The 21,034-nt window shown below is 62.3% G+C and carries 24 protein-coding genes, 1 tRNA gene and 7 pseudogenes; 17 read left to right on the plus strand and 15 right to left on the minus strand.

The features are described 5' to 3' along the window. Positions 1-4: 4 nt before the first annotated feature. The 7 genes and pseudogenes from CUV01_RS00010 to CUV01_RS20285 form a co-directional block, all read left to right on the plus strand. Positions 5-493: pseudogene (locus tag CUV01_RS00010) on the plus strand (M3 family metallopeptidase); the annotation flags it as partial. 105 nt (positions 494-598) lie between these two features. Beyond that, complete coding sequence (locus CUV01_RS19865) at positions 599-883, plus strand: GNAT family N-acetyltransferase (RefSeq protein ID WP_198731946.1); 285 nt, start codon at positions 599-601, stop codon at positions 881-883. A 104-nt stretch (positions 884-987) separates the two neighbouring features. Continuing rightward, positions 988-1,740, plus strand: a pseudogene (locus CUV01_RS00015) (SDR family NAD(P)-dependent oxidoreductase). A gap of 73 nt (positions 1,741-1,813) precedes the next feature. Beyond that, positions 1,814-2,218 carry a hypothetical protein gene (locus tag CUV01_RS20275; protein WP_338418327.1) on the plus strand — a complete coding sequence of 135 codons (405 nt, stop codon included), beginning with the start codon at positions 1,814-1,816 and terminating at the stop codon, positions 2,216-2,218. A 5-nt stretch (positions 2,219-2,223) separates the two neighbouring features. Next, positions 2,224-2,406, plus strand: coding sequence for a hypothetical protein (locus tag CUV01_RS20280; protein ID WP_338418328.1), 183 nt, complete (start codon positions 2,224-2,226; stop codon positions 2,404-2,406). Continuing rightward, positions 2,379-2,756: pseudogene (locus tag CUV01_RS20335) on the plus strand (membrane dipeptidase); the annotation flags it as partial. The gene CUV01_RS20280 and the pseudogene CUV01_RS20335, both read left to right, overlap by 28 nt. A gap of 55 nt (positions 2,757-2,811) precedes the next feature. Beyond that, positions 2,812-2,943, plus strand: coding sequence for a hypothetical protein (locus tag CUV01_RS20285; RefSeq protein ID WP_338418329.1), 132 nt, complete (start codon positions 2,812-2,814; stop codon positions 2,941-2,943). Between the two features lie 43 nt (positions 2,944-2,986). On the opposite strand, the pseudogene CUV01_RS00025 reads toward CUV01_RS20285, so the two are convergent. The 3 genes and pseudogenes from CUV01_RS00025 to CUV01_RS00035 form a co-directional block, all read right to left on the minus strand. Continuing rightward, a pseudogene (locus tag CUV01_RS00025) lies at positions 2,987-4,029 on the minus strand (5-(carboxyamino)imidazole ribonucleotide synthase). Then, positions 4,010-4,493: pseudogene (gene purE / locus CUV01_RS00030) on the minus strand (5-(carboxyamino)imidazole ribonucleotide mutase). The pseudogenes CUV01_RS00025 and purE overlap by 20 nt, the downstream one beginning before the upstream one ends. A gap of 54 nt (positions 4,494-4,547) precedes the next feature. Then, on the minus strand, positions 4,548-4,748 hold the full coding sequence (locus CUV01_RS00035; RefSeq protein ID WP_101458685.1) for a YdcH family protein: 201 nt from the start codon (positions 4,746-4,748) through the stop codon (positions 4,548-4,550). Here CUV01_RS00035 and CUV01_RS20290 point away from each other — a divergent pair. Genes CUV01_RS20290 through CUV01_RS00045 form a run of 3 tightly spaced genes read left to right on the plus strand, consistent with a single transcriptional unit; the run spans position 4,740 to position 5,585 of the window. After that, positions 4,740-5,045 carry a hypothetical protein gene (locus CUV01_RS20290; protein ID WP_338418330.1) on the plus strand — a complete coding sequence of 102 codons (306 nt, stop codon included), beginning with the start codon at positions 4,740-4,742 and terminating at the stop codon, positions 5,043-5,045. The two genes, CUV01_RS00035 and CUV01_RS20290, sit on opposite strands and share 9 nt — an antisense overlap. Before the next feature lie 2 nt (positions 5,046-5,047). Beyond that, a complete protein-coding gene (locus CUV01_RS00040; protein WP_338418331.1) occupies positions 5,048-5,344 on the plus strand; it encodes an Hsp20 family protein in 297 nt (98 codons plus the stop codon). 16 nt (positions 5,345-5,360) lie between these two features. Beyond that, on the plus strand, positions 5,361-5,585 hold the full coding sequence (locus CUV01_RS00045; protein WP_101458686.1) for a DUF1150 family protein: 225 nt from the start codon (positions 5,361-5,363) through the stop codon (positions 5,583-5,585). 287 nt (positions 5,586-5,872) lie between these two features. Here the strand turns inward: CUV01_RS00045 and CUV01_RS00050 are convergent, their stop codons facing one another. The 4 genes and pseudogenes from CUV01_RS00050 to CUV01_RS20295 all read right to left on the minus strand — a co-directional run. Continuing rightward, entirely contained in the window at positions 5,873-6,130 is a 258-nt protein-coding gene (locus tag CUV01_RS00050) for a TolB family protein (RefSeq protein ID WP_101458687.1), read from the minus strand. Continuing rightward, positions 6,124-6,447, minus strand: a complete 324-nt coding sequence (locus CUV01_RS00055; RefSeq protein ID WP_157994734.1) for a hypothetical protein — start codon at positions 6,445-6,447, stop codon at positions 6,124-6,126. The genes CUV01_RS00050 and CUV01_RS00055 overlap by 7 nt, the downstream gene beginning before the upstream one ends. A 1,291-nt stretch (positions 6,448-7,738) precedes the next feature. Beyond that, a complete protein-coding gene (locus CUV01_RS20340) occupies positions 7,739-7,864 on the minus strand; it encodes a hypothetical protein (RefSeq protein WP_422385883.1) in 126 nt (41 codons plus the stop codon). Positions 7,865-8,175: 311 nt separating this feature from the next. Next, positions 8,176-8,394: pseudogene (locus CUV01_RS20295) on the minus strand (hypothetical protein); the annotation flags it as partial. A 339-nt stretch (positions 8,395-8,733) separates the two neighbouring features. On the opposite strand from CUV01_RS20295, the gene CUV01_RS00070 reads away from it, so the two are divergent. After that, positions 8,734-9,126 carry a LysR family transcriptional regulator gene (locus CUV01_RS00070; protein WP_157994735.1) on the plus strand — a complete coding sequence of 131 codons (393 nt, stop codon included), beginning with the start codon at positions 8,734-8,736 and terminating at the stop codon, positions 9,124-9,126. 28 nt (positions 9,127-9,154) lie between these two features. Then, positions 9,155-9,625 (plus strand): LysR substrate-binding domain-containing protein, encoded by a 471-nt coding sequence (locus CUV01_RS00075; RefSeq protein ID WP_157994736.1) that lies wholly within the window; start codon positions 9,155-9,157, stop codon positions 9,623-9,625. Here CUV01_RS00075 and purN read toward each other — a convergent pair. The 6 genes and pseudogenes from purN to CUV01_RS00100 form a co-directional block, all read right to left on the minus strand. After that, a pseudogene (gene purN / locus CUV01_RS00080) lies at positions 9,626-10,215 on the minus strand (phosphoribosylglycinamide formyltransferase). It lies immediately after the preceding gene. Further along, a complete protein-coding gene (gene purM, locus CUV01_RS00085) occupies positions 10,212-11,258 on the minus strand; it encodes a phosphoribosylformylglycinamidine cyclo-ligase (RefSeq protein WP_101458692.1) in 1,047 nt (348 codons plus the stop codon). Before purM ends, purN begins: the two are co-directional and overlap by 4 nt. Before the next feature lie 370 nt (positions 11,259-11,628). After that, positions 11,629-11,705 (minus strand) — tRNA-Ile (locus CUV01_RS00090). A 76-nt stretch (positions 11,706-11,781) separates the two neighbouring features. Next, entirely contained in the window at positions 11,782-12,441 is a 660-nt protein-coding gene (locus tag CUV01_RS19870) for an alpha/beta fold hydrolase (protein ID WP_198731853.1), read from the minus strand. After that, positions 12,390-12,953 carry an alpha/beta hydrolase family protein gene (locus CUV01_RS19875; protein ID WP_198731854.1) on the minus strand — a complete coding sequence of 188 codons (564 nt, stop codon included), beginning with the start codon at positions 12,951-12,953 and terminating at the stop codon, positions 12,390-12,392. The genes CUV01_RS19870 and CUV01_RS19875 overlap by 52 nt, the downstream gene beginning before the upstream one ends. Before the next feature lie 147 nt (positions 12,954-13,100). Continuing rightward, positions 13,101-13,526: a Fur family transcriptional regulator gene (locus tag CUV01_RS00100; protein ID WP_101458693.1), complete on the minus strand. Its 426-nt coding sequence runs from the start codon at positions 13,524-13,526 to the stop codon at positions 13,101-13,103. 87 nt (positions 13,527-13,613) lie between these two features. Between CUV01_RS00100 and CUV01_RS00105 the strand changes: the two genes are divergently transcribed. The 4 genes from CUV01_RS00105 to CUV01_RS00120 are packed head-to-tail and all read left to right on the plus strand — an operon-like array spanning position 13,614 to position 17,149. Then, the gene (locus CUV01_RS00105; RefSeq protein ID WP_101458694.1) at positions 13,614-14,534 is read left to right on the plus strand and encodes a metal ABC transporter substrate-binding protein; all 921 of its coding nucleotides are present in this window, start codon (positions 13,614-13,616) and stop codon (positions 14,532-14,534) included. Continuing rightward, positions 14,531-15,391 carry a manganese/iron ABC transporter ATP-binding protein gene (locus CUV01_RS00110; protein WP_101458695.1) on the plus strand — a complete coding sequence of 287 codons (861 nt, stop codon included), beginning with the start codon at positions 14,531-14,533 and terminating at the stop codon, positions 15,389-15,391. Before CUV01_RS00105 ends, CUV01_RS00110 begins: the two co-directional genes overlap by 4 nt. Before the next feature lie 37 nt (positions 15,392-15,428). After that, positions 15,429-16,319, plus strand: a complete 891-nt coding sequence (locus CUV01_RS00115; protein ID WP_101458696.1) for a metal ABC transporter permease — start codon at positions 15,429-15,431, stop codon at positions 16,317-16,319. Then, positions 16,316-17,149 carry a metal ABC transporter permease gene (locus CUV01_RS00120; RefSeq protein ID WP_101458697.1) on the plus strand — a complete coding sequence of 278 codons (834 nt, stop codon included), beginning with the start codon at positions 16,316-16,318 and terminating at the stop codon, positions 17,147-17,149. Before CUV01_RS00115 ends, CUV01_RS00120 begins: the two co-directional genes overlap by 4 nt. Here CUV01_RS00120 and CUV01_RS00125 read toward each other — a convergent pair. Both CUV01_RS00125 and CUV01_RS00130 read right to left on the minus strand, forming a co-directional pair. Next, complete coding sequence (locus CUV01_RS00125) at positions 17,146-18,867, minus strand: amidohydrolase family protein (RefSeq protein WP_101458698.1); 1,722 nt, start codon at positions 18,865-18,867, stop codon at positions 17,146-17,148. The genes CUV01_RS00120 and CUV01_RS00125 overlap by 4 nt on opposite strands. A 42-nt stretch (positions 18,868-18,909) precedes the next feature. Further along, the gene (locus tag CUV01_RS00130) at positions 18,910-20,541 is read right to left on the minus strand and encodes a GMC family oxidoreductase (protein ID WP_101458699.1); all 1,632 of its coding nucleotides are present in this window, start codon (positions 20,539-20,541) and stop codon (positions 18,910-18,912) included. Between the two features lie 208 nt (positions 20,542-20,749). Between CUV01_RS00130 and CUV01_RS00135 the strand changes: the two genes are divergently transcribed. Continuing rightward, entirely contained in the window at positions 20,750-21,034 is a 285-nt protein-coding gene (locus tag CUV01_RS00135) for a virulence factor (protein WP_101458700.1), read from the plus strand.

Below are 21,034 nucleotides of genomic sequence, written 5' to 3' on the forward strand. Positions count from 1 at the left end.
GGCATTGTTGGCAACAACCACCGATCCGGCGGAGAAAAAGGCGCTGCTGCCGGCAAGGTCGAGGATATGATCAACACGGTCGTCCGCCAGATCCTTCTATGATTTCGAATGCAAGCTGCATGCAGCCCGTGCCGAGGGCGAATTGACCCCTGACGATATCAACGCCTTGTGGATGAGCGTTCAGGGCGAAAGCCTGGGCCGATCTTTGACTTCATGCCGGGGTACGAGACCTTCTGGACCTACGTCCCGCATTTCGTCCACTCGCCCTTTTATGTCTATGCCTATGCTTCGGCGACGGGTTGGTGAACGCGCTTTACGCCGCCTACGAGGACGGCTTGCCCGATTTTCAGGCCAAGTATTTTGACATGCTGAAAGCCGGCGGGTCCAAGCATCACAAGGAACTGCTCTCGCGCCGTTCGGACTGGACGCCAGCGACCCCGCCTTCTGGGACAAGGGACTGTCGATGATCGAAGGGCTGATAGACGAGCTTGAGCGCTGGAGGAGTGATAACCCTGCACGATGTCCCCGCCGATGCGCTGAACCGGCTTGCCGGTCTGCGCCTTGGCGACGGACCCGAATATGCCTCGCCCGCGACAGGATGATCCTTGATACCACGCCGGGATCAGCTTTCACGATCAGGGCCGACGGGCAGTTGATCGGGGCCTTCAAGCTGGACCCGCATTACCATGAGCGTCACGATTTCGCCGGACCAGACGACATTGGCCTGCGCGGTGTGCTGATCGACGTTGATCATCGCGGCAAGGGTTTTGGCGCGCAGGCGATGGCCGCCTTGCCCGCCTTGGCACGCGCGCGGTTTCCAACAGCTACCGGGTTGGTCCTGACAGTGAATGTCAAAACCCGCAAGCCAGCGCCGCCTATCTGAAGGCAGGTTTCGCGGATGACGGCGAATTTATCATGGCGGCGCATTGGGCCGCAGCATATCATGCGCCTAGTCCTGCGCTGACGAGCACCAAGGAAGGTTTCGAGATGACCGAGGAATTTGCCACCTACCCCAGCCTGAAGGGTCGATCCGTCATTGTAACAGGCGGCGCATCGGGCATCGGCGCGGAAACGGTGAGGGCATTTGCTGCGCAGGTGCCAGGGTCGGATTTGTCGATCTGGATACCAAGGCGGGTGAGGCGCTGGCCAGCCAGACCGGCAGTGCCTTTGCCACCTGCGACCTGCGCGATATTGATGCGATGCGGTCGGCCTTTGCCGATCTGGCCGCGCAGAATGGCCCGGCCACAGTACTTGTCAACAATGCCGCGCGCGATGACCGTCATGACTGGCGCGAGGTGACACCGGACTATTGGGACGAACGCATGGCCACCAACCTGCGCCATCAGTTTTTTGCCATTCAGGCGGTCGCGCCGGACATGATTGCGGCCGGTGGTGGCTCGATCATCAATCTGGGCTCGAACAGCTGGTGGCAGGCCTCTGGCGATATGCCGGCCTATACAACGCGCGAAATCCGCAGTGCACGGGCTGACGCGCGGGATGGCGCGCGATTTGGGCGGGTATCGGATCAGGGTCAATACCGTGGTTCCAGGCTGGGTGATGACCGAACGCCAAAGGCAATTATGGGTCACCGAGGAAAAGATGTCCGCCCAACTTGCGCGCCAATGTCTGCCCGACGCGGTGCAGCCCGTGTATATCGCGCGCATGGTGCTGTTTCTGGCGTCCGACGATGCCGCGATGTGCACCGCGCAGAATTTCTTTGTCGAAGGTGGCGCCGTCTGATCTGCGCGCCGTTGAAGGGTGACGGGCGCATCCCGGCAGCCTATTCTGCGGCCAACTGGCAAGGGATGTGTTAATGCTGCGCAAGATTTTTTGGGGGCTTCTGGGTATGATCCTTTTGGCGGTCGCGGCTGTCCTGATCTGGGGGCCGGCCTATGTCGAGCGTGGGCTGAACCCGCTGACCACCCCCGCCGAAGGCTGGCCCGTCAGCGCCGAAGCGCAGGCCCTGCATGACCGGCTGGTGATCGGTGATTGGCACGCCGATCCGCTGCTCTGGGACCGAAACCTGCTGAAACGCCGATCGCGGCCTATTCCGCGTCTGGCCCAAGGCAATGTGCGGTGCACGGCCACCAAAAGCCCGCGCGGTCAGAATTACAGCGAAACAGCGCCGAGGCCCCCGACAACATCACCCCGCTTTTCATCGGCCAATTACGCCCGATCCGGTCCTGGGAACGCGCCCTGGTGCAGGGCGAGGCGCTGAACGCGATGGCCGCGGAGGCCCCCGACCGTGTCGCGATGATCCTGACACGCGGCGATCTGCAATCGGTGCTGGAACGCCGCGCGACGGGCGAACCGGTTCTGGGCGCGGTGCTTGGCAGCGAGGGCGGTCACCCGCTGGAGGCGAGATCGCCAATCTGGACGTGCTCTATGACGCCGGTTTCCGGCTGATCGGGCTGACCCATTTCTTCGACAACGAATTGGGCGGCAGCCTGCACGGTCAAGCCGATCTTGGCATCACGCCGTTCGGACGTGATGTGGTGCAGTCAATGATGGACAGGGCATGATCATCGATCTGGCCCATGCCAGCCCGCAGCTTGTCCGCGATTCTGGCGATCGACGGCACGCGGCCGATCGTGTCCCATACCGGCATCCACGGCCAGTGCCAGACACCGCGCAATCTGCCCGATGATCTGATGCAAGAGATCGCAGCCAAGGACGGGCTTTCGGCATCGGCTATTGGGCCGATGTGGTTTGGTCGCAGTCCCGCTGATATTGCCGCTGGCATCAAGTCAGCCATCGCCTTGCTGGGCGAAGATCACGTCTCGCTTGGATCCGACTATGACGGCTCGGTCGATGCGCCTTTTGACGTGGCGGGCTGGCGCGCTGACGCAGGCGCTGATGGATGCCGAGTTGAGCCAGGATCAGATCGCCAAGGTGATGGGCGGCAATATGATGCGCTATCTGGCCGAAACCCTGCCCGACTGACTTATCAGAATTGTTCAGGTGGCCAGGTGGAGCGGTCGGGGCGCTATCGCGTAACGCGGTTGACATGACCCATCTTGCGCCCTGCCCGCGCCTCGCCCTTGCCGTAAAGATGAACCTGCGTGTCCGCCGCGCGCATCAGGTCGGGCACCCGTTTCATATCGTCACCGATCAGATTTTCCATCACCACATCGGCATAACGCCCGCCGTCGCCCAAAGGCAGCCCGGCCACCGCGCGGATATGCTGCTCGAACTGATCGACGGCGCAGCCCGCCTGGGTCCAGTGCCCGGAATTATGAACACGCGGCGCGATCTCGTTCACGATCAGCCCCTGCGGCGTCACGAACAGCTCGACCCCCATGACGCCCACATAGTCCAGCGCATTGGCGATGCGCGCCGCGATCAGAACCGCATCGCTGGTCAGCATTGCCGGCAGACCGCAAGGCACGGTGGTCGTGCGCAGGATCCCCTCGCCGTGGACATTCAGTCCCGGATCATATGCGGCGACCTGACCATCCGCGCCGCGGGCAACGATCACGCTGATCTCGCCCGAGAACTCGACGAACCCTTCCAGCACCGAGGGCGCGCCGGTCCATTCAGCATCACCTGCATCGGTGATCCGCACCTGGCCCTTGCCGTCATAGCCCATACGCCGGGTCTTCAGGATCGAGGTGTTCCGATCTGCGCCAGCGCGCCTGCCAACGCATCCCGCTCGGGCACATCGGCAAACGGCGCAGTGGTCAAACCGATCTCGTTCAAAAACGTTTTCGGTCAGCCGATCCTGCGACACAGCCAGCGCGTGGCGGTTCGGCGGATCGGGACGATGCTTTCGATCAGGTCCAGCGCCTCGGTGGGCACATTCTCGAATTCATAAGTCACCACATCGACCGAGCCCGCGAAATCCGTCAGCGCCGCGTCGTCATAGGTGGCATTGGTCAGGGTATAGGCGACGTCGCCGGCGGGTGCCGCGCCGGGTTCATAAATATGGCAGCGCAGACCAAGCCGGCTGGCCGCGACCGACAGCATTCGGCCCAATTGCCCGCCACCAAGGATACCAATGGTGCAAACATCACTCATCGCGCGGCTCATCGGGTATGCTGGCTGACAATGCGGCGCGCCAGTCATCCAGCGCTGCGCAAGCGCCGGATCAGAGATCGCCAGTATCCCGCCGCCATCAACCCGGCATTGGCCGCGCCGGCGGCACCGATGGCCATGGTGGCCACGGGAAAGCCCTTGGGCATCTGGACGATGGAATAAAGCGAATCAACCCCTGACAGTGCACGGGTCTGGACCGGCACCCCGATCACCGGCACGCGGGTCTTGGATGCCATCATCCCCGGCAGATGGGCCGCGCCGCCTGCGCCCGCGATGATGACCTTCAACCCACGATCCGCAGCCGTCTTGCCATAGTCCCACAGCCGGTCCGGCGTGCGATGGGCACTGACGATCCGGGCCTCATAGGCGACACCCAATTCGTCCAGGATCGCGGCGGCCTCGCGCATGGTGGGCCAGTCGGATTGGCTGCCCATGATGATTCCAACGGGTTTTTCCATGATTTCCCCTTCCGCAGTCGGCCACGCCTTAGCGTGCAGCGCCAGCGGGCGCAATCAAGCGATAATATCCGGCGTCAGTTCATCTTCCAGCCGCGAGATCCGGTCCTTCAGCGACAGCTTCTGCTTCTTCAGCCGCTGCAAAGTCAGCGAGGATGACAGGTTCTGTGCGGCCAGCGCCCCGATCGCCTCGTCCAGATCACGATGCTCACGCCGCAGCACGTCCAGGCGGGCGCGCGTGATCTCTTCATGGGACATTTCGTGGTGGTGTTCATGCTGACGGGCTTCTTGCTGGCACTGTTTGACAGGTGCGCCGTTATAGCGCGCGAAATTCGCCTGTTAACAGTTTCTTGGTCCCCTTGCGTATATGACATCGAAAGCACATATTTTGTGTCACGGACCGCCGCGATCAGGGGCCCGGATTTGCAGTCGCTTTTGAAAGGGCTGAAGATGAACAAGATTTCACTGGGGACACATCCCTATCTTTTGGGCTTTGATCAGCTGGAACGGCTGGCTGAACGCGCAGCCAAAAGCACGATGGCTATCCCCCTATAACATTGAACATATTTGAGCCTGACGGCTTTCGCATCACGCTGGCGGTGGCAGGGTTTTCCGAGATGATCTGTCGATCACGTCGAAGAACGGCAGTTGTCATCGTGCCGGCAATCCCGAGTCGAGGAAGAGCGCGTTTTTCTGCACACGGGGCATTGCCGCGCGCGTTTCAACGCAGCTTTGTGCTGGCCGATGGCGTCGATGTGACCAATGCGAGCCTTGAAAATGGCCTGTTGAATGTCGACCTTAGAAGGGTGCAGCCACAACAAGTGGTGCAAACCATACCGATCAGCCGCAAGTAAAAGGGGATCAGAGCAGATGGATACGAAATACGATTTCCACGACGGTGAACAAAATACCGTTTATATTCGCCGCGTCGCGATGGAGAACCTTCCCGACGATGTTCGCGAACAGGCGCCCGATGTGGACGGCCTTTACGCAGTCCACGGCATGGACGGCGAGCGCCTGGCGTTGGTCAAGGACCGCAAGCTGGCATTTTTTCTGGCCCGCCAGAATGACCTGAGCCCGGTCAGCGTCCACTGAACAACACAGCGCCGCAGGGCTGACCTGCCCCGATAGCCGGTGCGGCGCTGCTGATTTTATATCAAATTGATCGCTTTGGTCAGTCCCGACCCGTTCAGCGGGCCGGCCGCTGGCACCAAGGTACGGGGCGTTCCTGATACGGGCTGTCAGCCAGCCGGACCTTCTTCGGGCGAATATCTCATAAACGCAACGAACGACCATCCGGCGACCAGCAGGGCGTATTGATCGTGCCCTGCCCGCCGAACAGATCAAACAGTTGGTTCGCCTGTTGCCGCCATCGGGCGCCATCAACCACAGACACGGGCAAATCGCGGGATGACCAAGGTGCCGGGCGGATAAGCCAGATACAGCACATGCCGCCCATCCGGCGATGGATGCGGAAACCAATTGACGTTCTGATCGCGAAAAACCGGCGCGGCATCGCTGCCATCGACCCGCATCCGCCAAATCTGCGCATGTCCTGTCGCGTCGGAGTTGAACCAGATGTAACCGCCAAAGGCCGAGAAATCCGGCCCGTCGTGATGCGCCAGACCTGGGGTCAGCACATCTCATCCCCGGTCTCCATATCCAGCACCGCAATCCGAACCGATTCGGTCGCCCCGCGCGCGCAGGCATAGGTGATCAGCCGTCCATGCGCCCCGTGCCACCAACTGGGCCGGGCCAGACCCAGATCACGCGCCTCAGCCGTGCCCATCGCGCGTGTCCGCGACATGGATCCCCGCGCCCTGATCGTATGGCAGGAAAAGACGATGCGCCCATCAGGCAGAAACCCGTGATCGTTATTGCAGCGATCCAGACCGCCGATATCGACCGGGCGCAGGTCAGGCATCATCTGATCGACACCACAAAGCGGCCTCGCCATTCACCATCAGCCAATCGTCCGGGTGCCAGTTTCGCGCCTCGATCACCCGGGGTCCGCAGCATAACCGTGTCTCGCCGCTGGCAAGGTCGCATATCTCAAGGGATGATCGCCAGTTCATCGCGCGTCTCCGGGGGCTCATGCCGCCATGATCCGTCGCAGGCAAAGAATAGGCAAGCCAAAGCAAACGGCCCGCCCAAAGGCGAGGCCGCAATTATATCCGCAAAAATCGACGATCACTTCAGACCGATCAGACCATATTTTCCAGCGTCAGCAAAACCTGATGGCGGCGTTGTCGACGGTCTGATCTGAGTGGTGTCGACGCGCAGTTCGGCTTTGCGGTTCTTCGTAGGGGTCCGAGATCCGGTGAATTCCTTGATCTTGCCCTCACGCGCCACTTGTAAAGGCCCTTGCGATCGCGGCCTCGCATCTTCGACCGGCGGTCGAGATATGCACCTCGGCGAAGGCACGTATTGTTCGATCATCTCGCGCACCGCGCGGCGGGTCGCGTATACGAGGGCGCAATGGGTGCGCAGTCGCGATACCGCTCCTTTGTGATTTCCGACGCAACATAGCCGATGCGCTTGATGTTGATGTCGCGGTGTTCGCCTGGAAAAGCCCAGTTTCGGAAGAGACGGTGCTTGCGCACACTCACCGTCCGCACTCACGGGCGGCCACCCATTCCATCAGCTTGACCATACAACAGCGCGTTGGCCACCGTCGATTTGCCCGATCCGGACAATCCGTGAAGAAGACGGTAAAGCCCGTGATGGCCCGCGGCGGCGGAGTGTGCGGCGCAATTCGCGCACACCTCGGGGAAGCTGAACCATTCGGAATGTCAGACGCTTCGCGCAGGCGGCGACGCAGTTCGGTGCCGCTGATATTCAGAACGTCACGCCCTCTTCGATTTCATCGCCGGTTCGTATTGGCGCGCTCTCACATAGACCATGTGCTGAAGTCGACCATTTTGACGCGATCTCGTCCTCATACTTCCGGAACAGTTCCTGGCGCCTCATAGGCCCATAGAAATCCTCGCCGGCGCTGTTCTGCCGGGCCGATGGCGGCCAACGATGAAGTGGGTCACACCGGCGTTCGGCGATCAACCCGGCCACACGGCCTCGCGCGGGCCGGCCATGCGCATGGCCAGGTTCAGCACGACAGGCTGGTGGTGCGGCCGATATTGTCCAGAACCGCCTCATAGCAGCGAACGCGGTAAAATGTCCACATCGCCCGCTTGGTCATGCCGACGACGGGATGGATCACAGTGTGCCTGCGCCTCACGCGCGCGCGAAGGTCAGTTCCTGATGCGCGGGTGCAGCGGGTTGCGCGTCGCGAAGGCCACGATCTTGCGCCAGCCCAATTCTTGAAATGCGCGCGCAATTCGTTGGCGTGTCGCGACGACCGCGGAAATCGTAAGCATCGGCTCTGCAGGCCCTTGACCGGACCGCCAGATAGACTGGGCCAGCGCTGTTGTGCATAATTCAATCGCAGATGGGCCACGTCATAGCACAAAGACTGTTTTCGGCTCCACGATTGTTTCGTGCACCATTTGTCGTGACCGACATCGCCAGGATCACGCCTTCCTGATCGCGCAGGCGATATCGGTGCCGGGCTCCAGCCCTTCGGCGAATTTCTCGGACACATCCAGATTGATCGGCATTGGCCAGAGGCTGCCATCGCAAGGCGCATCTCGTTTACGACGCCGTCGTAATCTTTCTCGGTCAGGAAACCTTTCAGCGGATTGAATCCGCCATTCATCAGCAGTTCCAGATCGCAGATCTGGCGGGTGTCAGTCCAGCTAAGCATTGCGCCTGCTTCGTCCTTGAGGGCGCGCGGCATCGGCAGAGACATAAAGTCGGAATCGCGGTCTGATTGGCTACGGTCATCTATTGGCTCGGATAAACTCGGGGAACAAATTCGCGCTGAAAGCGCGCGGCTTGCGCCGGCCATAGCCCTGTCCGGCGCGACAATCAACCGACACGCGCGTGAATTCGCCGATCGTTGCTGCAACGCAGCAATTCCGTCGGCGCATGGCAGAGGCCATCTGCTGACGATCGACGCTGCCCTCCGCCTCACCCTCGGCGATCGGTCGCGGCAGGCAGGTATCCAGTTCCCTCTGTGTCATGCGTGAAATTCGGGTTGATCCAGCGCGTCACGGATCGGCGAGGGCGGGCAGTCTTTGCAGGATGTGGCGAATGAAATGTCTCATAAGCTAAATATGAGAGATCCCATATCCGATTAAAATTGAGATTTGGCGATCATCACTTTAGTTTACCTAAAATGAACGCATTGAATCGCATCTCTCTGTCCGGCCTGCGCGCCATCGAGGCCGCTGCCCGTCTCGGCACACTGAACGCGGCCGCCGATGAACTGGGCGTCACAGCCGGCGCGCTCAGCCAGCGCATCGCCCGGACCGAGGCGCAATTGGGCCAGCCGGTCTTTGATCGGTCGGGCCAGAGCCTGCGCCCCACCGAACTGGGCCGCGACATCGCCGCGCGGCTGACACGCGGCATGTCGGAACTGTCGGCCGCCGTAGCACTGGCAGATCCGACGGCGGATACGACGCTGACCATCTCGGTGGCGCCGCTGTTCGCCAGCCGCTGGCTGGTCTGGCGGTTGCCGCGTTTCTCTCAGGCCCATCCGGCATTCGTGTCCGCATCGAACCGGCAAGCCGCATGGTGAGCCCGGGCATCGACGGATTGATATCGGATTGCGCATTGGCCAAGGCAATTGGCCTGGCCTGCGGCTGGACCGGCTGATGCCGCAACGGTTTTTCCCCGTCTGCGCACCGGCGCTGGCCGATCGGTTGCACCATGCGGATGACCTGCGCAATATCCCGGTAATCCGCGAAAACGCCCGGTTACAGGGCTGGCAGGAATGGTTGTCACCTCATCGCATGCAGCCGGACGATCTGCCCGATGGCCCGGAACTGGCGGATGGCGGGCTGTGCCTCAACGCGGCGATCTCGGGCCAGGGTGTGTTCATGGCCTGGGCGGTGCTGGCCGCCGATGCCTTGACCGAAGGTACGCTGATCCGGCCCTTGCCGGGTGAGGCCACGAATAGCGAATATTACTGGCTGGCCACAGCGCCTGAATCGCATCGCAAGCCTGCCATTGGATGGTTTCGCACATGGCTGCGACAAGAACTGGCCGCTTCGCTGGGCAAAGGAGACGATGGCTGATCAGTCGCCCAGCAGGACCGGCGTGGGATCATTCTCGGCGAACCGCCGCAGCACCGCAGGATAAAGCCGGTGCTCTTGTACCAGCACACGCGCGGCCAGCGTATCAGACGTATCATTGGCAGGACCGGCACACGTGCCTGTCCCAGAACCGGGCCGGCATCCAGATCGGCGGTCACCTGATGCACACTCGCGCCAGCCTGCGCATCGCCCGCCTCGATGGCGCGGCGATGGGTGTGCAGCCCCGGATATTTTGGCAAGAGTGAGGGATGAATATTCAGAATTCGGCCCTCAAAACGCCGCACGAAATCCGATGTCAGGATACGCATGAAACCGGCAAGGCAGATGATATCGGGCCCAGCCTCCAGCAGCGGCGGCAGCAGCGCCGCCTCGAAATCGGCGCGGCTGGCGAAATCGCGATGATCGACCGAAAACACCGGAACGCCACGCGCTGACGCCTTTGCCAATCCGCCGGCGGTGGGATCGTTCGAACCGACCAGAACGGGCCGCGCCGGGTGATCGCCAGTCATGCTGTCCAGCAGGCGCAGCATGTTCGAGCCGCCGCCAGAGATCAGAATGGCGACGCGCTTCACTGCAGCTTGCCGGTGTAACGCACGCCCTGTCCCGCCACGACGCGGCCAAGGCGGTGCACCTTCTCACCTTGCGCTGCCAGCAAATCGCTCAGCGCGTCTGCGCGATCTTCGGCCACGGACAGGACCATGCCAATGCCGCTGTTGAATGTTTTCAGCATTTCGGCCTCGGCGATGCCGCCCGCCTGTTGCAGCCAGGCAAAAACCGGCGGCAGGGACCATGCGGACAGGTCGACCTCGGCACCCAGATCCTTGGGCAGGACACGCGGCAGGTTCTCGGTGATGCCACCGCCGGTGATATGCGCCGCCGCGTGAACGCCGCCCTCGCGGATCGCGGCCAGCACTGACGAGACATAAAGCCGTGTCGGCACCAACAGCGCCTGCCCAAGCGTGCCATCGCCAAAGGGCGACGGCGCATCCCAGCCCAGCCCGGCGGCCTCGGCCACGCGGCGCACCAGCGAAAATCCGTTGGAATGCACCCCGTCCGAGGCTAGCCCCAGCAGTACATCGCCCTCGGCCACATTTGCAGGCAGCGCGGCACCGCGTTCCAGCGCGCCGACCGCGAAACCGGCCAGATCGAAATCGCCCTTGGCATACATGCCCGGCATTTCGGCCGTCTCGCCCCCGATCAGTGCACAGCCAGAGCCAGAGCAACCCTTTGCAATCCCCTCGATCACCCGCGCCCCCTCATCGACCGACAGCTTGCCTGTGGCGAAATAGTCCAGGAAAAACAGCGGCTCGGCCCCTTGGCAGACCAGATCGTTGACACACATTGCCACCAGATCAACGCCGACGCCGTCCAGATGGCCCGTGTCGATGGCGATGCGCAGCTTGGTGCCCACCCCATCGGTCGCAGCCACCAGCACCGGATCGTCGTAACCCGCCGCGCGCAGATCAAACAGCGCACCAAAGCCGCCCAGCCCATCGACCACGCCAGCCCTCTGAGTGGCAGCGGCGGCGGGCTTGATGCGATCAACCAGCGCGTTCCCGGCGTCAATATCGACGCCCGCCTCTGCATAGGTCAGACCATTGGGTTTATCGCTCATCTCGCCGCCCTTTCGTGGTTGGCGTCCCAATAACTGAACCCAAGGCTTGGGGCAACGGATGATCCCGCGCGATCCATTCTGTTGTTGTCTGCAGCGCCCGATGATAGGTCTGCGCGAGTGGCAGCGTGTAAAGACTGTCCGCATATCAGGATGATCCTCATGTTAAAAAGCGCGCTTTTGATCCTGGCGTCCATGTCGCCTTGCTTGCCTGCATCTGCCGAGGAATGGTCAGATTTGCCCGCTGAAATAGAGCTGATCAGTCCTGTTCTGCAATCAGTGCAGATGGGAGTGGTTGTCCCCCGCGCCATCCACGCCCAGACCTATCAGGACGGCGAGTTCAGCGTGGTCGATATATCAAGACGCGTTCATCTGGTAGGCCCGGAGGGACTTGAACCCCCAACCAAGGCGTTATGAGCGCCCTGCTCTGACCAATTGAGCTACAGGCCCCCAATGATCGCGATCTGACTAGGGCCTGCGGCTTGCCGGGTCAAGGCAGGCCGCAGGCTGCTTGGTTGCGGCCGTGTTATTCGGCCTCGATGAAGGCGCGGATACGTTCGCCGGCCTGCGCGATGCCCAGCACGCCATCCAGATGGCCGCGCGTGCCCTGCAGTTCGACGATCTCGACCGGCGTGCCGTCGGATTTGATGATCGCGCCGGTTTCGCGCACCGCGTCGCCCGGAAAGACCAGATCCTCATCGGTGTGGATTAGCATGACCGGCACGTCGATATCCAGAAGGCCCTGATACAGGTTTTCGCCCGCGCCACCGGCCACGAACAGCTGGTTGGCCTTGACCAGATAGAGAAAATGGTTGGCATCGGACAACCCGGCACGCGCGGCGCCCGCAGCGTTCAGCGCGTCCACGACAGCGAACTCGTTGTCCCAGCCAGCAGCCGGATCGGCGCCATCCTCGGCCCAGTTTCGCCCGAAGGTTCCATTGGACCATTCCGCCGAATTCGCGTGCAGAGTCAGCGTTTTCAGCGCATCGGCCAAGCCCGCATTCGGCGGCTCGCCATCATAATAATCGCCGCCGTTCCAATTTGGATCCAGCCGGATGGGCGAGGCCCAGATATCCAGCCAGGCGATCAGATCAGCATCGGCCCAACCCGAGGCGATCACCGGCACGACGCGATCTAGCAGATCGGGATAGCGCGCGGCCCATTCATAGCTCTGGATGCCCCCCATTGAGGCCCCATCACCGCGTGCCATTTCGGAATCTCAAGCTGATCCATCAGCCCCTTTTGCGTTTCAACGAAATCGCCCATGGTCAGGATCGGGAAGTCCATGCCCCATGGCTGGTCCGTCGCGGGGTTGATGCTGGCCGGTCCGGTGGTGATGACATTGGGATCATTGGCACCCAGATTGACGGGGCTGTCCACCGACACGACGAACCATTTGTCGGTGTCGATCGGCTTGCCCGAACCAATGATCGCATCCCAATAGCCAGGCGCGGCATCGCCCTCGGCATATTTTCCGGCGGCGTGGCTGCTGCCGCTGAAATAATGCGGAATCAGGATCGCATTGTCGCGCGCTTCGTTCAGCGTGCCATAGGTTTCATAGCCCAAGCGCATCTCGGGGATCGTCTCACCCCCATCGGTGACGAACTCGGTCAGCGTGAATTCCTGCTTTTCGACCAATGGCTCATATGCGGCGGCGGGCATGGCGATCACCACACCCATAACGATTAATTTTATCATCTAAATCCTCCCGTACGTGTGTATCCGACGGATGGAACAGGCTGAGGAAGGATTCGTCCAGCCTTGGTGACCGACCCGGCTTGAAGTGCCGCCACGTATAAACCGATCGACGTCGAAGATGCGCCATCGCGCGCACCGGTCAGGTGGTCACCGTCGCGTGCGCCTGCGCACATACAGTTCCAGCCTGTGATGCACGATCTCATAGCCCATTTCGGCGGCGACCTCGGCCTGCAATCGTTCGATGCGGTCATTGGTGAATTCGATCACTTGCCCCGTCTCGACATCGATCATGTGGTCATGGTGCTGCTGGTCGGCGGGCTCCCACCGTGCGGGTTCGCCCTGAAATTCCAGTTTATCAATCACGCCCTGCGCCTGCAGTGTGGTCAGCGTGCGATAGACCGTTGCCAGCGAGACGCCTGCGCCTGCGGCCTCGGCCCGGCGGTGCAACTCGGCTGCGTCAGGGTGGTCGTCGCAAGCTGCCAGCACTGCCAGCAAGGCCGCGCGCTGGCGCGTGATGCGAACGCCGGCCTCTCGCAGCGCGTCTTCCAACTGTGTGGCACGGTCATTGGACATGTCACCTTTTTGCCCGAGAACACCGCCAGTTGCAACTGAGTCGCAACTATTGACAGTTGCGAACGATTCGCAGATACCCTGATCATCATGATGCAATCTCTCGCCCGGCCCCCGTTACGTCTTGCTGCGCTGGCAGTGCTAACGCTGCTGACTGCCCTGCCCGTTCAGGCACAGGATCAAGCCCAGGATCAGCGGCTGAAGGTATCGACAAGTTTCACCATTATCGCCGACATGGCCCGCAACGTCGCAGGCGACGTGGCAGATGTAGAGGCGATCACCCGCCCCGGCGCGGATATCCACAATTACCAGCCCACGGCGGGAGATATGATCCGGGCCTCGGATGCCGGGCTGATCCTGGTCAACGGCATGAACCTTGAGGCCTGGTTTCAGCAATTCATCGACAAGCTGGGCGATATCCCCGTGGCGGTCGTCAGCGACGGGGTCGAGCCGATCGCCATCAGCGGCGGCAGCTATGACGGCAAGCCCAACCCCCATGCCTGGATGGCGCTGGATAGTGCGCTGATCTATGTCGATAATATTGTCGCGGCACTGTCTACCGCCGACCCCGACAATGCCGCGACCTACCGTGCCAATGGTGACAGCTACAAGCAGCAGATCAGCGAAGCCATCGCCCCCCTGCGCGACGCCGCCAAGAACCTGCCCGACAACCACCGCTGGCTGGTGACCTCAGAGGGCGCCTTTTCCTACCTCGCCCGCGACTTCGGCCTGTCCGAGTTGTTCCTCTGGCCGATCAACGCCGATGGGCAGGGCACACCCCAACAGGTGCGCCGGGTGATCGACACAGTACGCGACCAGGCAATCCCGGTGATCTTTTCGGAATCCACCGTCTCGGATCGCCCGGCCCGTGCTGTCGCAGGTGAAACCGGCGCACGCTATGGTGGCCAACTCTACGTCGACAGCCTGTCCGAGGCAGACGGGCCGGTGCCCACCTATCTAGAGCTATTGCGCACCACCAGCGACATCATCCTCAGCGAGTTGCAGAAATGACCGAAGGCATAACCATCACCGATCTGACCGTCACCTATCGCAACGGCCATACGGCGCTGCGCAATGCCAGCCTGACGGTGCCCTCGGGCTCGATCACGGCGCTGGTGGGGGTGAACGGTGCGGGGAAATCAACGCTGTTCAAGGCGCTGATGGGCTTTATCCCGGCCGCGCGAGGCTGCATCACCGTGCTGGGCCAAAGCGTCGATGAGGCACTGTCGAAAAACCAGATCGCCTATGTTCCGCAGGCAGAAGAGGTCGACTGGTCGTTTCCCATTCTGGTCGAGGATGTGGTGATGATGGGCCGCTATGGTCACATGGGCTTCCTGCGTCGCCCGCGCGCCGCCGACCATGCCGCCGTCGATCAGGCCCTGGGCCGGGTCAACATGGCCGAGTTCCGCAAGCGTCAGATCGGGGAACTGTCCGGCGGCCAGAAAAAGCGCGTCTTTCTGGCGCGCGCGCTGGCACAAGAGGGGCAGATCATTCTGCTGGACGAACCCTTCACCGGCGTCGATGTGAAGACCGAAGAGGCGATCATCGCATTGCTGCGCGATTTGCGCAGTGAGGGGCGGGTGATCCTTGTCTCGACCCATGATCTGGGTTCTGTGCCCGAATATTGCGATCGCGTGGCGCTGATCAAGGGCACGGTGCTGGCGTCTGGCCCGCTGGCCACCACCTTTACGCAGGAAAACCTGAAACGCGCTTTCGGCGGTGTCTTGCGCCACTTTGTTCTGGGCGGCCCGACCCTGCATGACGACCCTGATGCTCGCGCGGTCGATGTCTTCAGCGACGACGAACGCCCGCTGATCTTCTATGGCGATCAGCACCGCACCAGAGATGACCGGGGGGACGCGTCGTGATGCCCGCCCTGCTGCGAGAACATCATGCGGGGTCATCATGCTAGAGACGCTGCTGATCCCGTTTCAATACAGTTTCATGTCCAACGCCATCTGGGTGTCGGCGCTGGTCGGCGGCGTCTGCGCCTTTCTGTCAGCCTATCTGATGCTGAAAGGTTGGAGCCTGATCGGCGACGCCCTGTCGCATTCCATCGTGCCGGGCGTTGCTGGTGCCTACATGCTGGGCCTGCCCTTTGCGCTTGGTGCGTTTCTGTCGGGCGGACTGGCGGCGCTGACAATGTTGTTTCTCAGCAATCGCAGCGGGTTGCGCGAGGATGCGATTATCGGGCTGATCTTCACCAGCTTCTTCGGGCTGGGGCTGTTCATGGTTTCGCTGAACCCGATGGCGGTGGATATCCAGACCATCACCATGGGCAATATTCTGGCCATCTCGCCCGGCGATGCGCTGCAGCTTGCGATCATCGGCGTTGTCTCGCTGGTAATCCTGCTGCTGAAATGGCGCGACCTGATGGCCGTCTTCTTCGACGAGACCCACGCCCGGACCATCGGCCTGAAGCCCGACAGGCTGCGGGTCCTGTTCTTCACGCTGCTAGCGGCCTGTACGGTTGCCGCGATGCAGACCGTGGGGGCGTTTCTGGTCGTGGCCATGGTCGTCACGCCCGGTGCCACCGCCTATCTGCTGACGGACCGCTTTCCACGGCTGATTGCGCTGTCGGTGACCATCGGCACGCTGACCTCGGGCGTCGGTGCCTATCTGTCTTTCTTTCTCGATGGCGCCACCGGGGGGATCATCGTGCTGATGCAGACGCTGATCTTTCTAGCAGCCTTTGTCTTTGCGCCCACGCACGGCATGCTGGCAGCGCGACGCCGCGCGGCGCAAGCCCTGCGCCGGGTCGACGCCCGGTCGGCAGAAGAGGAGGCCGCATCATGATCGAGATGCTGACCCAGCCCTTCGCCTATCCTTTCATGCGCGACGCGTTCCTGATCGCCGCGATCATCGCGGTTCCGGCCGCACTGCTGTCCTGCTTTCTGGTCCTCAAGGGCTGGAGCCTGATGGGCGATGCCATCAGCCATGCGGTGCTGCCCGGTGTGGTTCTGGCCTATATCCTTGGGCTGCCGCTAATCATCGGTGCCTTTGTGGCGGGGATGATCTGTGCGCTGGCCGCAGGCTTCCTGCAGGAAAACAGCCGGGTCAAACAGGACACGGTTCTGGGCGTTGTCATGTCGGGCATGTTCGCCCTTGGGATGGTTCTGTACGTCGCGATCTCGTCCGGGGTGCATCTGGACCATGTCCTCTTTGGCAATATCTTCGGCGTCGATGCCGCGCAGATGATCAACACCGCGATCATCTCGGTCATCGTCAGCGCCGGCATCGTGATCAATTGGCGCGATCTGACATTGCACAGCTTTGATCCGGTGCAGGCGCGTGTCGCCGGCCTGCCTGTGCGCTGGCTTCATTACGGATTGTTGTCAGCCATTTCGCTGACGGTCGTGGCAATGCTGTCTGCCGTTGGCATCATCATGGCCGTCGGTCTGCTGATCGCGCCCGGTGCCATCGCCTTTCTGCTGACCCGGCGTATGCAGACGATGATGATCGTCGCCTCGGCTGTGTCGCTGTTTTCATGCCTCGCCGGTGTCTGGATCAGTTTCTGGCTGGACAGCGCCCCTGCCCCCACCATCATTCTGGTCCTGACCGCGATCTTCATCGCCGCCTTCACCTGGCGGCAGTTGCAGACACGCCGCATGGCACAGGCGGGCTAAGCGGGGGCTATCAGAGACCGCCAGATGCGATGCCCGCCAAACCGCGCGGCCAGCCGGGTAAACTGATCTCCCTCTGGCCGATCCAGCCCCAGCCAGCGCATCGCGTTGCCGCCCATGATATCGCCGACCCGTCCGGCGTCGCCTTGCGCCACCGCACCGACAAAGCCGCGCAGCTGACCGTGATAGGTCGTCTGCACCGGCTCTCGGGCGATCATGTGCCAGTCGCTGCCATACATCATGCGCCGCCACGCCACGCCATTCTGGCCCAGAAATTCCTGCGCCGTTCGCAATTGGGCCGACGACACCGCCGACGCCTCGTGCCAATAGCCGGTATCGAAATAAAGGTTGATATCCTCACGCATCAGCGCACCCAGTTGCGCCTGCCATGATGCCGGATTGTGATCGCCGAACCCGCCGAAATGCGCCAGATTGACCCGCAGCTCTGGGCGCGCGGCCAGAACATCCTTCCACAGCCACGGCGCGCAATAGGCCTCGGTCCCCGGCCCCGCACCCATGCTGTGCGAACCGTGGGTGGCAATGGGCACGTCATTTTCCTGACACCAGTCATACAGCGCGGTCAGCGCCCCGTCCAACGCGCTGCGTGCCGGCGGATTGCGCCGCACGGCATCGCTGGCATGAGCAAAGCTGATGCTACTGTTATCGTCGGGTCGAAAGCCCATCGACGGGTAGAGTTTGACCCCCGCAAAGCCTCGGTTCAGGATAGCGTGCTGCACATCGCGCATTGCCTGACCCTGATCCATTGCTGCGCGCAGCGGACAGAAAGGCACGAAATTCAGCACCAGAACATCGCGCTGATCCTGCGCCAGCCGCGATGCCAGTTCGATCTGATCGCGCATCGTGCTTTGGGTCCGCGTCTCGGGGTAATCCAGCCACATGCCCAGATCGACAAGGTAGTTGCAAAAGATCTTGGCCTCGTTCTGCTTGCCGTAAAGCTGCCTTGCCCGGTCCCAGATAAAGCGTCGGTCGCGGGTCATCAGCACGGCCCATTGCAGAATGCCCGCCAGATTTAGGCTTTCGGCGGCGGCATCCTGCCGGTCGGGTTGCAGCAGACCGGGCGCCAGCTGTTGGCCAAGGCTGGCACTGGCTGCTGCGGGTGCGGCGCTGCGCATGCGGGCATCTGGCGCCGCAGCCGGGGCAATGCTCGGTGCGGGAATGCCGGCTGCCGCCTCGTCCAGCGGGACGCCTGCGGCATCTGCCATGGCATCCAGCAACAACGCATCGGGCGCCATCAGCGGAACTGTCGCGATCTCCGCATCAGCCGGTATGATCGACCTTTGCGCCTGCCGGGCTTGCACCCCCTTGTCGCGCGCGGTGCCGTAATAGCCATCGATGGCCTGCGCCAATCGCGCCTCATCGGTATCGGGCCGCGTAAGCGCCTTGGTCCGTGCCCCGCCGCCCATATCGGCCAGTTCCTCGCCAGCCGTCCGCGTTCCCGTCAGCAGAAAATCGACGATCATCGCGGCCAAGGGCTGCACGACCCCGACGGGCAGTTCATCGGCCAATTCGGGAAACACGACCTGCCGCAGAAATCCCTGTGCGGGCACATCGCGGCCATTGAACAGGTGCATATGCGTGTCGACCGCGTTCGCGCCCAGATCAAAGGTCTGCGCATCCGGAAAGCTTAGCCAGTCGCAACCTGACAGCGACATGACGCCAGATGACAGCGCGGTTGCGGTGAAAAGGCGGCGTGTCAGCATGGTGCGCTCTGCAAAGTTGCCCTTGTGCGTTGATATCACGGCTTACAGATTCGTGACAGGCTGTCGCGCATCCTCCAAAATCATCGCGGCGGCCTTTTCGCCGATCATCGTGGCTGGCGCATGGGTGTTGCCCGACGGAAGCGTCGGCATCACCCCCGCATCGGCGATGCGCAGACCGGCCAGCCCGCGCAGCCGCAAGCGAGGATCGACCACCGCCATGTCATCGGTGCCCATCTTCGTCGTGCCGACCGGGTGAAAGATCGTGGTGCCGACATCGCCTGCGGCGCGTTCCAGATCGGACTGCGATTTCAGCGCGGCGCCCGGCAGGATCTCTGCGGGGGAAAAATCGGCCATGCGGTGCGTGGCCATCAATCGGCGGGCATGGCGGATGCTGTCAGCCGCCACCTCGCGGTCGCTTTGCGTTGACAGGTAGTTCAGCACGATGGCGGGCGCATCCCCTGCGCGCGGGCTGCGGATATGGCTGTGACCCCGGCTGTCGGGGCGCAGATTGCAGATCGAGATCGTCAGCCCCGGAAACGGGTGCAACGGGTCACCGAACTTGTCCAGCGACAGGGGCTGGACGTGATATTCAAGGTTTGGTGTCGCGAAACGGTCATCGCTGCGCGCGAATATCCCCAACTGAGAAGGCGCCATGGCCATCGGCCCGGTCCGGCGCATGGCATATTCCAGCGCGATGCCGGCCTTGCCCCAGATCGTGGCCGCGCGATCGTTCAGGGTGCGCGCGCCGCTGATCCTGAACACCGTGCGCAATTGCAGGTGATCTTGCAGATTCGCGCCCACACCCGGCAGATCCAGCACAACGGGCACACCCAGACCGGCCAGATGCGCGGCAGCACCGATCCCCGACAGTTCCAGCAGCGCGGGCGAATTGATCGCACCCGCCGCCAGCACCACCTCGGCCCGCGCCCGCGCGATGCGCTGCTGCCCGCCCTGTTGAAAGACGACGCCCCTGACGCGGCCCTCGTCTATCACCAGCCGCTCGGCCATCGCACCGGTCACGATGCGCAGGTTGGGCCGGCGGCGCGCAGGGTCCAGAAACGCCTTGCGCGCGTTCCAGCGGACACCTCGGCGCTGGTTCACGGGGAAATAGCCGACGCCCTCATTATCGCCGCAGTTGAAATCGGCGCAGGCCGGCAAGCCCATCTCTTGGGCGGCCTCGGCCACCGCATCGAGGATCGGCCAGTTCAGCCGCTGCTGCTCGACCCGCAATTCGCCCTCGTTGCCGTGCAAATCGCTGGCCTCGCCAAAATGATGCTCGGATTTGCGGAAATAGGGCAGCACATCATCCCAGCCCCAGCCCGGATTGCCCGCCTGCCGCCAGCCGTCAAAATCAGCCGCCTGCCCGCGCATATAGATCATGCCGTTGATCGAGGAGCAGCCGCCCAGCACCTTCCCTCGCGGATAGTTCAGCACCCGGCCGTTCAGCCCTGCCTCGGGCTCTGTCTTGTAGCACCAGTCGACCGCTGGATTGCCCATCGAATAAAGATAGCCAACCGGGACATGCACCCAAAAGCGATTATCGCTGCCACCAGCCTCGAGCAGCAGCACCCTGTGGCGCGGATCGGCTGATAAACGGTTCGCCAGGACGCAGCCGGCACTGCCTGCGCCGATGATCACGAAATCATATTCGCCAAAGTCAGAAAGCTGGTTCATGGGCAAAGGCTAGCGGCAGGCAGGCCGCGACGCAATCGGCCGGCCCATGATGAAGTTGCAAAGGTTTCACGCCCCCGCCCGTTGCGCGCTTGCATCAGCCGCGCCACAAGCGACCCGCGAGGTCGCAAATGGCCCGCGTGATGGTCGCAAGCGTCTTATCAGCCTTGGCGCTGCGGCCCTAATGAGACCAAAGAAACAGGAGTTCCGAATGTCCGGACTGACGCTCGTCTATTGGCGCGACATCCCTGCCCAGGTGACCATGGGCAAGGGCCGAAACGCGACGCGCGTCATTCTGAGCGAACGCTTTGAACAGGCAATCGACCGGGCCGCGATGAAGGCCGGCTTGGCAGGAACCGATGATTATCTAAGCCAGTGGCGGCGTGCAGCCGCCGATGGCGACGACCCGCAGGCCGAAGCCACCAGGATCGAGGCCGAATATGACACCGCCCGTCTGAAGGCGCTGATCGCCAATGACGGCTGGAACACGGACTGA

This window comes from Paracoccus tegillarcae, assembly GCF_002847305.1.
Lineage (GTDB): Bacteria > Pseudomonadota > Alphaproteobacteria > Rhodobacterales > Rhodobacteraceae > Paracoccus > Paracoccus tegillarcae.